The organism is Streptomyces sp. BYX5S, assembly GCF_054724165.1.
On sequence record NZ_CM138829.1, the window covers coordinates 4,607,600 to 4,621,094 of the forward strand.

Sequence of the window (13,495 nt, forward strand, 5' to 3'; positions counted from 1 at the left end):
CCAAACGACAGGCCCTAGAGGTCCGCCGCGCGGTGCAGCACCCCGTACCGCACCCAGCGCTCCTCCGCCGCCGCGACCGACGCGGCCGTCCGGTCCGGGTCGAGGGCGGCGAGTTGGGCGACGATGGACTGGCACAGGGCCAGGCCCGCCGTCAGGGACGGGAAGAAGGACGTGCCTTCGGCGGGTGCCAGCAGCACGTCCTCCGCGGCGGCGGCCAGCGGCGGGCTCGCCGCGTCGGTGATGACGAAGACCCGCGTGCCGCGCTCGCTCGCGTCCTCCGCCGCCGTCACCGTGCTCTGGTAGAGCCGCCAGAAGGAGATGGCGACGAGCAGGTCCTCCGGGCCCAGCGCCGCGACGGAGTTGACCAGGTCCGCGCCGCCCGTGGCCTCCAGCCGCACGTCGTATCCGGCGAGGCGTGCGTTGTGGGCGAGGGCGGTGCCCGCGGAGGCGTAGCTGCCCGCGGCGACCACGAGGGTGCGGCGGGCCCCGGCGATGGCCTCGGCGATGCGCGCGACCGCCGCGTCGTCGGCGTACGCCGCGAGTTGGGCGAGGTTCTCCTGGTCGCGGCTGAGGGAACCGGCCCACGAGGTGCCGCCCTCCTCCCGGTGCGCGGCGTTCACCTGCGCGGCGCTGAGGTGGGAGAGGTAGCGCGCCCGCAACTCCCTTTGCAGATCGGGCCATCCGTCGTAGCCGAGCGTCTGGGCGGTGCGGGTCACGGTCGCGGGGTTGGCGCCGACGCGGCGCGCCACGTCGGCCACGGAGGCGTAGGCCGCCTGCTGCGGCTGGGAGGCGAGGAAGTCCACGATCGCGGCGGCCTTCGGCCGCAGTCCGCGGGCGGGCGCGGCATCGCGCAGCCAGGTTGCCAGTTCGCCGTGCACACACAACTCCGCGGTAGGGGACCGTCGGCGCCTTCGAGCGGGGCGCCCCACCAGACTCTACGTTCCCAGAATGTAACGCAATGATCGTTGCGCATTCGGCGGGACGCAATCTACGTTGCGTGTGCGGCGAACGTCACCGCGCTTCCACGCACCCCGTTCCTCCGTTCCCGCCTCCCCGCGTCCCCGACCGTCTCGAGGATCCGCCCCATGTCTCTTCCCGCTCGCCTGGACAGACTCCCCCTGTCCAGACCCCATCACGTCCTGCTGCTGATCGGCGGGCTCGGCTACACCTTCGACGGTATGGACGCGGCCGTGGTCGCGTTCCTGCTGCCGAGCGTCCAGGATCTGTGGAGCCTGGACAACGGCGCGCTCGGCCTGATCGGTTCGGCCTCGCCGTTCGGTTATCTCTTCGGTGCCGCGATCGCCGGCATCCTCGGCGACCGCATCGGCCGCAAGCGCGTGATGATGTACGCCCTCGCGTTCTACGTGGTCTTCACCCTGGTCGCCGCCGTGGCCCCGAACTTCCCCGTCTTCCTCGGCGCCCGCGTCCTCGCGGGGGCGGGCACCGGCGCGGAGAGCGCGATCATCGCGCCGTTCCTGTCGGAGTTCGTGCCGTCCAAGCGGCGCGGCTGGTTCGTGGGGGCGCTCGCCGGGTTCTTCTCCTTCGGTTTCCTGGCCGCCGCGCTGATCGGCCGGTTCGTGGTGCCGCTCGGCGCGGACGGCTGGCGCTGGGCCCAGGTCGTCACGGCCGTCCCCATCGTGATGCTGCTGTGGTGGCGCCGCGCCCTGCCGGAATCGCCGCGCTACCTGCTGGAACGCGGCCGGTACGCGGAGGCCGAGCAGGTCGTCGCGGAACTGGAGCGCCGCGTCGAGAAATCCACCGGAGAGCCACTGCCGCCGGTTCCGCACGACGCGGCAGGACCCGCCGCCGCACCCAAGGAGACCGCGCCGCCCAGCGTCCGGACCGGTCTGCGTTTCCTCTGGTCGCGCCGGATGGCCCGGCGTACGGCCGTCACCTGGGTGATGTGGTTCGTCATCACGTTCTCGTACTACGGGTTCTTCTCGTGGATCCCGACGCTGCTCGTGCAGCGCGGCATCACCGTCACGCAGAGCTTCTCGTTCTCGATCATCATCTACGCGGCCCAGGTGCCCGGTTACTTCTCCGCCGCGTGGCTGAGCGAACGCCTCGACCGCAAGCACACCATCGCGCTCTACCTCACGGGCTCCGCCGTCGCCGCGTACTGGCTGAGCCAGACCTCGACACCGGTGGCCATCACGGTGTCGGGCGCGGTGCTGTCGTTCTTCCTGAACGGTACGTACGCCGGTCTGTACGCCTATACGCCCGAGGTGTTCCCGACGTGGATCCGCGCCACCGGCAGCGGCCTGGCCAGCGCGTTCGGCCGGATCGGCTCGATCATCGCGCCCACCGTGATCGGCCTGATGGCCGCCGGGGCGGGGTTCGCCGGTGTCTTCGGCATGACGACGGCCGTGCTCGCGGTCGGTGTCGTGGTCACGCTCGCCTTCGGCCTGTCCACGGCCAACCGTTCGCTGGAGGACATCGGCGCCCCCGTCGTCTCCCCGGCCCCCTCTCCCCTGCCCACCACCGCGACCAAGGAGTGACCTCTCCATGACCACCAGCGCCGCACCGCCCAACGGTTCCGTCCTCGTCCTGCGCAACGCCCACCTCCTCGACCAGGAAGCCGGAACCTGGCGCGAGGGCGACCTCGTGTGCGTGGACGGCCGCATCGCCGAGGACGGGTCCGACCGCCCCGCCGACGCGCGGGTCCTCGACGTGCGGGGCGGGTTCGTGCTGCCGGGCCTGATCGACGCGCACGTCCACGTCACCGCGTTCACCGCCGGGCTCGGCGCCCTGGGCGACACCCCGCCGTCGTACGTCACCGCGCAGGCGGCCCGCATCATGGGCGCGATGCTCGACCGGGGCTTCACCACGGTCCGCGACATGGCGGGCGCCGACTTCGGGCTGGCCCGCGCCCAGGAGGAGGGGCTGGTGCGCGGGCCCCGGCTGGCGTTCGGCGGGAAGGCGCTGAGCCAGACCGGCGGGCACGGCGACAACCGGGGCGCGGGCACGCTGCTCCACGACGACCACCCGTGCTGCGCCGCCGTCGGCCGGATCGCGGACGGCACCGACGCGGTGCGGCTCGCCGCCCGCGACGAGCTGCGCAAGGGCGCCCACCACATCAAGGTGATGGCCTCCGGCGGCGTCGCGTCACCGACCGACCGCATCGACTCCACCCAGTACTCCCCCGCCGAACTGCGCGCCGCCGTCGAGGAGGCCGAGGCCGCGAACCGGTACGTCGCCGCGCACGCCTACACCGCGCGCGCGGTCAACCGGGCCCTGGAGGCGGGCGTCCGGTCGGTCGAGCACGGCAACCTGATCGACGACCGCAGCGTCGAACTCCTCGTGGAGCGCGGCGCGTTCCTCGTGCCGACGCTGGTCACGTACTGGGCGCTCAAGAAGGAGGGCCGGGAGTTCGGGCTCTCCGAGGACAGCTGGCGCAAGGTGGACGAGGTGCTCGGCGCGGGCCTCGGCGCCGTCGAACGCGCGGCGCGGGGAGCGGCCCGGATCGCGTACGGCTCCGATCTGCTCGGCGGGATGCACCGGCATCAGAACGAGGAGTTCAGGATCCGCTCCGAGGTGCAGAAGCCGCTCGACGTGATCCGTTCCGCAACGTCGGTGGCGGCCGAACTCCTCGGGATGAGCGGGGAGATCGGGACGCTCGCCGCCGGGGCGCGCGCCGACCTGCTGGTCCTCGACAGCGACCCGCTGGCCGACATCGCGGCGCTGGCCGAGCCCGCGCGGCACCAGGTGGCGGTCGTGCAGGGCGGGTGCGTGGTGCGTCACTGAGACGTGCGGTGCGGGGGCCGCCACCTGGAGCAGCCCCCGCGCCACCGCCTGCGGTCACACCCCGGCGACCAGCTCCAGGCCCTCCGCCACGACCCGCCCGTCGTGCAGCACGGTGCGGTCCCTGCCCCGGTCCATGACCGCGCTGGCCGGGGTCTCGCCGTCGACCAGGACCAGGTCCGCGCGGTCGCCCACGGCGAGACCGGGGCGGTCGGTGACACCGGCGAGGCGCGGCACCTCGTGGCTCATGATGGAGGCGCCGCCCATGGTGGCCACGGCGAGGGACATCTCGATGTGGTCGTCGCGGCGGAAGTTGTTGGTGAACGCCAACTGCCAGGTGCGGTCGAGCAGATCGCAGTTGCCGTACGGGCTCCAGTAGTCGCGCTGGCCGTCCTCGCCGAGGCCGACGCGCACGCCGGCCTCGGTGAGTTCGACGAGGGAGAGCTGGTTGCGGGCGGCGGGGGCGACGGTCGCCATGGCGATGTCCAGCTCGGCGAACTCCTCGATGAGGCGGCGGCTGGTGGACTCGTTCACGGAGCCGAGTTCGTACGCGTGCGACATGGTCACCTTGCCCTGCATGCCGAGGGCGCGGACCCGCTCCAGGACGAGGTCGGTCGAGAAGACACCGAGCTCGCCCGGCTCGTGCAGATGGATGTCGACCTCGACCTGGTACTTCTCGGCGAGCCCGAAGACGACGTCGAGGTGGCCCTTGGGGTCGCGGTCCAGGGTGCACGGGTCGATGCCGCCCATGACGTCGGCGCCCGCCTTGAGGGAGGCCTCCAGGTACTGCTCGGTCCCCGGCTCGCGCAGGATGCCGGCCTGCGGGAACGTCATGATCTGGACGTCGGCGCGGTGCCCGTGCTTCTCCTTGGCGGCGACGACCGCCTCGAACTTCTCCAGCTTGCAGTCCACGTCGACCTGCGCGTAGGTGCGCACGCGCGTCGTGCCGCGCGCGATCATGCGCTCCAGCGTTCCGGCGACCCGCTCCGGCAGCGGCACCTCGGCGTCGCGCCAGTTCTCGCGGTCGTTCATCATCATCGTCCACACGCCGGGCCCGCCGGTGTGCGGGCGGAACGGCAGGCCGATGCGGGTGGAGTCCAGGTGGACGTGGACGTCGCTGAAGGAGGGGAGGAGGAGCCGGCCGCGGCCCTCGACGACGTCCCCGACGGGTTCGCTCTGCGGGTCGTGCGGGCGGATCGCGGCGATGCGGGCGCCGTCGAGCTGTACGTCACTGCGCTCGCCGCCCCAGGGGCGGACGTCACGGATGAGCATGTGGTGCGACTTCCTTCGTGTTGATGTGTGGGGGGTGTTGGTGTGCGAGAGGGGTGTTGGTGTGCGGTGGCTTGTTGGTGTGTCGGTGGGTCAGTGTGCCGCGAGGGCCCTGTCCGCGAAGTGGCACGCGGGGCCCTCCGCGCCCGCGACCGGCGGCAACACGTCCGCGCAGCGCGCCCGTTCGGCCTCGTCGAGCGTCGGCCGCAGCGGGCACCTCGTGCGGAACACGCATCCCGAGGGCGGGTTCGCGGGTGTGGGCAGGTCGCCGCTGAGCCGGATCCGGCGTCCGCGGTCCGCGTCGGGGTCCGGCTGCGGCACGGCGGAGAGCAGGGCCCGCGTGTACGGGTGGCGGGGGTCGTCGAAGACCTCGCGCGTGGTTCCGCTCTCCATGATCCGGCCCAAGTACATCACGGCGACCCGCTCGGCGAAGTGGCGCATGACGGACAGGTCGTGGGCGATGAAGACGTACGACACCCCGGTGTCGGTCTGGATGTCCTGGAGCAGGTTGACCACCTGCGCCTGCACGGAGACGTCGAGCGCCGAGACGGGTTCGTCGCAGATGATGAGGCGGGGTTCGAGGGCGAGCGCGCGGGCGATGCCGACGCGCTGCTTCTGGCCGCCGGAGAACTCGTGCGGGAACCGGTTGTAGTGGTCGGGGCGCAGGCCGACGCGGTCCATCAGCTCGCGCACCCGGTTCTTGACGCCGCCGGGCGGTTCGATGCCCTGGGCGTGCAGCGGGGCGGCGATGGCGGAGCCCACGGACTGGCGGGGGTTGAGGGAGGAGGACGGGTTCTGGAAGACCATCTGGACCTGGCGGCGGTAGGCCTGCGCCTCGGACCGGTTCATGGCGCCGAGGTCCTGGCCGTCGAGCCGGATCGTTCCGGCCGTGGGGTCGAGCAGCCGCATCAGGAGGCGGCCGGTGGTGGATTTGCCGCAGCCGGACTCGCCGACCAGGCCGAGCGTTTGCCCGGCGCCGACGGAGAAGCTGACGCCGTCGACGGCCTTGACGGGCGCGCCGCCCCGGCCGAAGAGGCCGCCGCGTCCCGGGAAGTGCTTGGTCAGCCCTTCGGCTTCCAGCAAGGGGGTCGATGTCATCGTGCGGCCTCCTCGGCGGTGGCGAGATTCTCCTGGTGGCACCGGGAGGGGTGGTCGGCGCCGGTGCTCGCGAGGAACGCGGGACGCTCGCGGTGGCACAGGCCGTCGGGTACGCGGTGGGTCTGCGGGCAGCGGTCCGCGAACAGGCAGCCGGTGGGCAGCGCGGTGAGCGAGGGCGGGAATCCGGGGATGGGGCGGAGCCGTTCGCCGTCGTCGCCGAGCGTCGGCATGGAGGCGAGCAGGCCCTGCGTGTACGGGTGCCGGGGGTCCCGGAACAGCTCGCGCACACTCCCCCGCTCCACGCACTGGCCGCCGTACATGACGGCGACGTGGTGGCAGACCTCGGCGACGACGCCGAGGTCGTGGGTGACCATGACGACGGCGGTGCCGGTCTCCTGCTGGAGTTCGCCGAGCAGGTCGAGGATCTGCGCCTGGACGGTGACGTCGAGGGCGGTGGTCGGTTCGTCGGCGATGAGGAGTTCGGGCTCGCACACCAGGGCCATGGCGATCATGGCGCGCTGGCGCATGCCGCCGGAGAACTCGTGCGGGTGGGCGCGGGCCCGGCGCTTCGGGTCGGGGATGCCGACGCGGCCGAGCATGTCGACGGCGACCGCGAGCGCGGCCTTCCTCGACACCTTGTTGTGCACCCGGTAGGCCTCGGCGATCTGGTCGCCGACGGTGTGGAAGGGGTGCATCGCGGAGAGCGGGTCCTGGAAGATCATGGCGATCTTCTTGCCGCGCCAGGCCCGCATCCGGTCCTCGGTGAGGGTGTTGAGGTCGGTGCCGTCGAGCAGGATCTCGCCGGTGACCTGGGCGCGGGTCTCCTTGAGCAGGCCCATGAGGGCCTGGCTGGTGACCGTCTTGCCGGAGCCGGACTCGCCGACGAGGCCGACGGTCTCGCCCCGGTTCAGCGTGAGGTCCATGCCGTTGACGGCGTGCACGAGCCCGTCGTCGGTGGGGAACGCGACGTGCAGGTCCCGGATCCGCAGCAGCGGTTCCTCGAACGTATCGGTCATCAGGCGGCCCTCACTCGCGGGTCGATGACGGCGTAGACGGCGTCGACGACGACGTTGGCGATGATGATGAAGAAGGCGGCGAGCAGGGTGATCGCCATGGTCACCGGCAGGTCGCCGGACTGTGCGGCGCGGACGGCGGTGAAGCCGATGCCGGGCACGGAGAAGATCTGCTCGGTGAGGACGGCACCGCCGAGCAGCAGGCCGATGTCCAGGCCGAGCATGGTGACGACGGGGGTGAGTCCGGCGCGGGCGCCGTGCCGGACGACCATGGTGGCCTTGGACAGGCCCTTGGAGCGGGCGGTGCGCATGAAGTCCTCGCCGAAGGTCTCCAGCATGGAGCTGCGGGTGACGCGGATGTACTGGGCGCTGAACAGCACCGCGAGCGCGACCCACGGCAGCAGGTAGTTGAGGAACCAGCCGTCGAACCCGGCGGGGCCGAAGGGTGAGGTGATGGCGTTCGTGGTGAACGGCAGCACGTCGAAGGTGGAGACGAAGACGAGCAGCAGGAGCAGTCCGGTGACCGGGATCGGCAGCGACACACCGACGGACGCGGCGCCCACGATGAGCTTGTCGGTGAACTTGTTCCTGCGCAGCGCGGCGAGCGTGCCGAGGGTGACTCCGGCGACGGTCCACAGCACGACGGCGCCGACGCCGACCGACACGGTGTAGGGCAGGGCGCGTTCCAGGACGGCGGCGACGTCCTCGTTGGTCTGGAAGGACTTGCCGAGGCAGGGCCACTGGCAGATCGTCTCGGCGCCGGGCGCGCCGATGGGCCGGCTGTGGAACAGGCCCGACATGTAGTTCAGGTACTGGGTGAGGAACGGCTTGTCCATGCCGAGCGCGACCCGTGCCTCGGCGACGCGTGCGGGGGTGCACTCCTGGCCGCAGGCGGCGGCCGCCGGGTCGGCGGGCCCGAACTGGAAGAGGGTGAAGGTGACGAAGCTGATGACGACGAGCAGGACGACGGTGGCGGCGAGACGCCGGGTCAGAAAGGCGAGCATGTCGGATCACCCCTTCCTCTGGCCGGTGGCGACGGAGACCGTCGACAGGTCGATGCCGCCGAAGAAGTAGCCGATCTGCGCGCCCCGGATGTCGGAGCCGACGACGCTGCGCGTGACGTTCCTGATCAGCGGGACGAGCGGGTAGTCCTGCATGGCGCGGTCGAAGAGCCGCGACCACTTGCGGCCCAGTTCCTCGCTCGTGCCGTTCTCACCGCGCAGCGCGTACATGGCCGTTGCGATCTCCGGGTCGTGGTAGCGGGGGATGTTGGAGAAGCCGAACGTCTTGCCGTCGACGCTGGGGCCCAGGTTGGGGTCGATGGTGGTGCGTACCGAGCCGCTGTCGGCGCCGCCGCACCAGCCGCTGCGGGCGAGGTCGGGCATGTTCTCACCGGCGAGGGTCGTGAAGTAGTTCGCGGCGGGGATGGGGCGCAGTTCGAGGTCGATGCCGAGGTGGCGGAGGTTCTCCTGGAGCGAGGTGCCCATGTTCTTGAAGCGGGGTGTGGCGTCGGCGTAGCCGTAGACCAGCTTCTTCGGGTAGTCGCGGCCCTTGAGCAGCCGCTTCGCCTCGTCCAGTTGGGGCTGGCCGGTCGGGTCGAGGTCGGTGTGCTGCTCGACGTAGCCCCGCTGCTGGGGGTTGATGTATGACTGGGTGAGTTTGCCGAAGCGGGCGCCGCCGTACTGGAGGTGGATGGCCTTGCGGTCGATGGCGAGCGCGAGGGCCTTGCGGACGACGGGGTCCTTGATGGTCTCGGTGTTGAAGTCGAGGACGTCGGTGCAGCCGATGATGCCGGAGGCGGTGCGCCGGGCGACGCCGGGCCGGTCGAGCTTGGCGGCGTCCGAGGCCTGGAGTCCGCCCGCGCTGTCGAGGGTGAGGGCGGTGGGGTCGGAGTCGGCGATGAGCTGCTGACTGATGGTGGCCTGCGCGGTGGACAGGCTGAAGCTGAAGGTGTCCGGCAGGGCGCTGCGGTGGGGGTCGGTGGCCGGGTCCCAGTGCTTGTTGCGGACAAGCTTCATGGCGCGCCCGCGCTGGTACGACTCGATCTTGTACGGGCCCGTGGACACCGGGTGGTTGGTGTAGTCGAGCTTGGTGTCCTTGGCGCGCGGCACCGGCGCGGTGTTGGAGCGGGAGACCAGGGCGGGGAACTCGGCGAAGGGCTGCTTGAGCTTGAAGACGACGGTGCGGTCGTCGGGGGTCTCGATGCCCTTGAAGTCGCCGGCCGCGCCCTTGGCGTACGGGCCCTTGTAGCCGTCGTCGGAGAGCGCGGCGTTGAGTTCCTGCGGGGCCTGGGTGTAGACGTCGCGGGCGTAGGTGCGCTCGACGCCGTACTTGACGTCCTTCGCCGTGACGGGGGTGCCGTCCTCGAACTTCAGCCCGGCCTTCAGGGTGTACGTCCAGGTGAGGCCGTCCTTGGAGACCTTGCCGAGGTCGGTGGCGAGGTCGGGGACGATGGTCGGCGGCTTGCCGGCCTCCTCCTTCGCCATGGTGAGGGTGCGGTAGTAGAGCTGTCCGACGTTGGCGGTCTGGACGTAGTTGCTGTTGCCGGGGTCGAGGGTCTGGAAGTCGGTGGACATCAGGACGTTGACGTTGCCGCCCCTGCTGGTGTCGCCGTCGCCGACCTTCACCGGGTCGAAGGCGTCGGCGGGGGCGCGGGAGCCCGAGCCGGGCGGGGGCTTGGCGCCGCCGCAGGCGGTGAGGGTCAGTGCGGCCGCCGCCATCAGGGCGAGCACCGCGGTGGTGCGTCGATTCACTGCTGCTCCTGTTGTCGCGCTGCGGTCAGCCACGGGAGGACTTGGGGTCGAGGGCGTCGCGGACGGCGTCGCCGAGCAGGTTGAAGGCGAGCACCGTGATGACGAGGGCGCCCGCGGGTACGGCGAGGAACCAGGGATCGGTCAGATACCAGTTGCCGGCCTGCGCGGCGTTGAGCATCTGGCCCCAGGACGGGGTGGGGTCCTTGACGCCGACGCCGAGGAACGACAGCGCGGCCTCGGCGGTGATGTTGGTGGGGATCATCATCGTGGCGTAGACGAGGACGACGCCCATCACGTTGGGCACGATCTGCTTGAGGATGATCGAGCGGTGCGAGGCCCCGTAGGAGCGGGCGGCCTCGACGAACTCCTGCTCGCGCAGGGACAGGACCTGTCCGCGCACGACGCGGGCGAGATAGGCCCAACCGAAGAAGCCGAGGATGATCACGAGTGAGGCGATCGGCAGCAGGCTCCCGTCGCCGAGTGCCGTGTCGCCGAGCCGGGATTGCAGGATCGGTGTCAGCGACAGCACGAGCAGCAGGTGCGGGAAGGCCAGGAAGAGGTCCATGATCCGGCTGATCACCATGTCGACCTTGCCGCCGAAGTAGCCGGCGGCGGCGCCGAGGACGGTGCCGAGGACGACGGAGACCGCGGTCGCGAGCAGCGCGATGACCAGCGACACCTGGGCGCCGTGGGCCATGCGCGCGAAGATGTCGCGGCCCAGGCCCGGTTCGAGGCCGAGCCAGTGCTCGCCCGACGGGTAGCGGTAGTAGGGCAGCGGGAGCCCGGGGGTGCCGTAGTCGTCGAGGACGTCGGGGCTGGTGCGGGTGGTGTACGCGTCCTGGCCCTCGATCGCGGTGAGCAGCGGGGCGAGCACCGCGAAAAGGATCATGAGCACCACGACGGCGAGCGCGGCGAGGGCGATCCGGCTGCGGCGGATGCGCAGCCAGGCGGTGCCGACGAGAGAGCGGGCGGCGACCGCGGGCGGGGCCGAAGTCGGCGCGCCTGGCGGGGAGTTGGGCGCGGCGGCGCCTTCGGCGTCGGAGGGCGGCCGAGCGGGCAGCACTGGGGAATCCGTCACGTCGCGTGATCCATTCGGCGCAAGGAGGGAAGCGGGGAAGATTGGCGGGACGGTATACCAACTCTGGCGGGCAGCGATAGGGGTGGCCGGATTTCGGTATACCAGCATCGCCAACTAAGCCGTATTGGACGTCATATCGGTACACGCCGCCACCACTCACACACCGGATGGCCTCACCCGCGAGGACCACCTTCCCCATCCGGTATACCAAGCCGTACGATCGGCGTCGTCCGCGACAGCCCACCCCCCAGGAGGCCCCTATGCGCACCCGCTGGCGTGCCCGACACGTCCTCGCCCACCAGGACGGCGGCCACGCGCTGCTGCGGGACGGCGAGGTGGTGTGGGAGGACGACACCGTGGTGTACGTCGGACCGCGCTACGAGGGCGGGGTCGACGAGGAGCGCGACCTGGGCGAGTCCCTGCTGATGCCGGGCCTGATCGACCTCGACGCGCTCACCGACGTCGACCACCTCGTCCTGGACTCGTGGGCCGGTCCCGAGCGGGGCAAGGGGCTCCAGTGGTCGCTGGACTACTTCGCGCACCGCCGCCACGACGTGTTCACGCCGCGGGAGCGGGCCACCGTCCGCGAGTACGCGCTCGCCCAGCTCGCCCTGCACGGCATCACCACCTTCATGCCGATCGCGTCCGAGGTGCACAGCCGCTGGGCGGAGCCGTACGAGGAGCTGGTCGACATGGCGGCGATCGCCCGCCGCATCGGCCTGCGCGGCTACCTCGGCCCGGCCTACCGCTCCGGCGTCAACGTCGTCCGCCCGGACGGCACCCGGGACGTGGCGTTCGACGAGGAGGAGGGCCGGGCGGGCCTGCGCGACGCGGTCCGCTTCCTCGACCACCTCGACGCGCTCGCCGACCCGCTGCTCACCGGCGTGCTCCTCCCCTGCCGCATCGAGACGCTCACCGAGGAACTGCTCGGCGAGACGGCCCGGATCGGGCGCGAGCGCGGCGTCCTGATCCGGCTGCACGCGCTGCAAGGGCTGGCCGAGCGCGAGATCGTGCGGCGGCGGCACGTCGGCCTGACGCCCCTCGAACTGCTCGACAAACACGGCCTGTTGGGACCGAACCTGCTCATCCCGCACACGGTGCTGCTCGACCGCCACCCTGCCGTGCACGGCGAGGACCGCGGCGATCTGGCGCTGCTGGCCCGCAGCGGCGTCTCGGTCGTCCACTGCCCGCAGACCTCGCTGCGCTACGGCGAGATGCTGCACTCGTTCCGCGCCTACCGGGAGGCCGGGGTCAACCTGTGCCTGGGCACCGACTCGTTCCCCCCGGACCTGGTCCGCGGCATGGACGTCGGCGTCCACCTGGCGAAGATCGCCTCGGGCCGCTCGGACGCGGCGCCCGCCGAGCACTACGTCGAGGCGGCCACGCTGGGCGGCGCCCGCGCCCTCGGCCGCGAGGACCTCGGGCGCATCGCGGTCGGCGCGCAGGCCGACCTGGTGGCCTTCTCCCTCGACGACGTCCGCGACGGGGTGCTCGACGACCCGGTGCGTACGTTCCTGCTCAACGGCACCGCACGGCAGGCCACCCACTCCGTGGTGGCGGGCCGGCCGGTGCTGGTGGACGGCGCGCTGCCCGGCGTCGACCTGCCGCGCCTGGCACGGGAGGCCCAGGCGCTGTTCGAAAAGATGCGCGCGGCGTACAGCGAACGCGACACCGAACGCCGCGACACCGCCGCACTGTTCCCGCCGACGTTCCCCGCGTTCCGCGCGGCCGGGGAAGAGCGGCGCGCGTGACCCTCACGACGGAACACACGGGCGTCCCCGCGGGCGCCGCCTCCCAGGTGGAGCGCACGGTGGAGCTGGTCCGGGCCGGTATCCACGCCGGGGCCCACCAGCCCGGTTCCCGGCTGCGGGAGCGGGAGTTGGCGGAGGCGCTCGGGGTCTCGCGGGTGCCGGTGCGCGAGGCGCTGATGCGGCTGGCGGCCGAGGGGCTCGTCGAGCTGGAGCCGCGCCGGGGGGCGCGCGTGCGCCGTCTCACGCTGCGCGACGTGGAGGAACTCTTCGATCTGCGGCTCAGCCTGGAGGTGTTCGCGGCGCGCCGGGCCGCCGAGATCGTCGCGGGCGGCGGCGGTCACGAGCCGCTGCGGCGGGTGATGGACGAGGCGGAGGCGGCGACGCGGAGCGCGGACGCGGCCGGGATCGCGGCGGCGAACACGGCCTTCCACGCCGAGCTGATCACCATGACGGGCAACCGGCTGCTCCACTCCTCGTTCCAGCGCTCGCTGGGCCTGATGCACTGGCTGTTCCGGCTGACCGCCACCGAGGACGGCGCGGAGCTCCACCGCGCGGAGCACGAGCGGATCTGCCGGGCGATCGGCGAGGGCCGCCCCGGCCTCGCCGAGGCGCTCACGTACGCGCACATCGAGATCAGACGGGAGCCGGTGCTGCGGACGCTGGCCGAGGTGCTGCCCCGCGAGTAGCCCCTGACGTGCCCCTACCTACGGAACCGGCCCGCCGTTAGCATGTTCGAACTGGAACGATCACCCAGATCGTGGTCAGTGCACCCGCAGCCGGAACGAAACCACC

At 71.8% G+C, this 13,495-nt stretch carries 11 protein-coding genes; 4 read left to right on the forward strand and 7 right to left on the reverse strand.

The genetic code is table 11. The annotated features are described in order from the left end of the window. Positions 1 to 14: 14 nt before the first annotated feature. Entirely contained in the window at positions 15 to 878 is an 864-nt protein-coding gene (locus ACYBSK_RS21035) for a MurR/RpiR family transcriptional regulator (protein ID WP_457478727.1), read from the reverse strand. A 207-nt stretch (positions 879 to 1,085) separates the two neighbouring features. On the opposite strand from ACYBSK_RS21035, the gene ACYBSK_RS21040 reads away from it, so the two are divergent. Together ACYBSK_RS21040 and ACYBSK_RS21045 are read left to right on the forward strand one after the other, a co-directional pair. Next, positions 1,086 to 2,498, forward strand: a complete 1,413-nt coding sequence (locus ACYBSK_RS21040; protein ID WP_460242855.1) for an MFS transporter — start codon at positions 1,086 to 1,088, stop codon at positions 2,496 to 2,498. Positions 2,499 to 2,505: 7 nt separating this feature from the next. Beyond that, a complete protein-coding gene (locus ACYBSK_RS21045; RefSeq protein WP_460242856.1) occupies positions 2,506 to 3,744 on the forward strand; it encodes a metal-dependent hydrolase family protein in 1,239 nt (412 codons plus the stop codon). A 54-nt stretch (positions 3,745 to 3,798) separates the two neighbouring features. Here ACYBSK_RS21045 and ACYBSK_RS21050 read toward each other — a convergent pair whose 3' ends face one another. The 6 genes from ACYBSK_RS21050 to ACYBSK_RS21075 form a co-directional block, all read right to left on the reverse strand. After that, positions 3,799 to 5,013 carry an amidohydrolase gene (locus ACYBSK_RS21050; RefSeq protein ID WP_460242857.1) on the reverse strand — a complete coding sequence of 405 codons (1,215 nt, stop codon included), beginning with the start codon at positions 5,011 to 5,013 and terminating at the stop codon, positions 3,799 to 3,801. Positions 5,014 to 5,103: 90 nt separating this feature from the next. Continuing rightward, positions 5,104 to 6,108, reverse strand: coding sequence for an ABC transporter ATP-binding protein (locus ACYBSK_RS21055; protein ID WP_460242858.1), 1,005 nt, complete (start codon positions 6,106 to 6,108; stop codon positions 5,104 to 5,106). Next, positions 6,105 to 7,124 carry an ABC transporter ATP-binding protein gene (locus tag ACYBSK_RS21060; protein ID WP_460242859.1) on the reverse strand — a complete coding sequence of 340 codons (1,020 nt, stop codon included), beginning with the start codon at positions 7,122 to 7,124 and terminating at the stop codon, positions 6,105 to 6,107. Before ACYBSK_RS21060 ends, ACYBSK_RS21055 begins: the two co-directional genes overlap by 4 nt. Next, positions 7,124 to 8,125, reverse strand: a complete 1,002-nt coding sequence (locus ACYBSK_RS21065) for an ABC transporter permease (protein WP_457478733.1) — start codon at positions 8,123 to 8,125, stop codon at positions 7,124 to 7,126. Before ACYBSK_RS21065 ends, ACYBSK_RS21060 begins: the two co-directional genes overlap by 1 nt. A gap of 6 nt (positions 8,126 to 8,131) precedes the next feature. Continuing rightward, positions 8,132 to 9,874, reverse strand: a complete 1,743-nt coding sequence (locus ACYBSK_RS21070; RefSeq protein ID WP_460242860.1) for an ABC transporter substrate-binding protein — start codon at positions 9,872 to 9,874, stop codon at positions 8,132 to 8,134. Positions 9,875 to 9,899: 25 nt separating this feature from the next. After that, entirely contained in the window at positions 9,900 to 10,937 is a 1,038-nt protein-coding gene (locus ACYBSK_RS21075) for an ABC transporter permease (RefSeq protein ID WP_457481811.1), read from the reverse strand. A 275-nt stretch (positions 10,938 to 11,212) separates the two neighbouring features. Between ACYBSK_RS21075 and ACYBSK_RS21080 the strand changes: the two genes are divergently transcribed. Together ACYBSK_RS21080 and ACYBSK_RS21085 are read left to right on the forward strand one after the other, a co-directional pair. Next, positions 11,213 to 12,703 (forward strand): chlorohydrolase family protein, encoded by a 1,491-nt coding sequence (locus tag ACYBSK_RS21080; protein ID WP_460242861.1) that lies wholly within the window; start codon positions 11,213 to 11,215, stop codon positions 12,701 to 12,703. Next, complete coding sequence (locus tag ACYBSK_RS21085; protein WP_460242862.1) at positions 12,700 to 13,389, forward strand: GntR family transcriptional regulator; 690 nt, start codon at positions 12,700 to 12,702, stop codon at positions 13,387 to 13,389. Before ACYBSK_RS21080 ends, ACYBSK_RS21085 begins: the two co-directional genes overlap by 4 nt. Positions 13,390 to 13,495 lie beyond the last annotated feature (106 nt).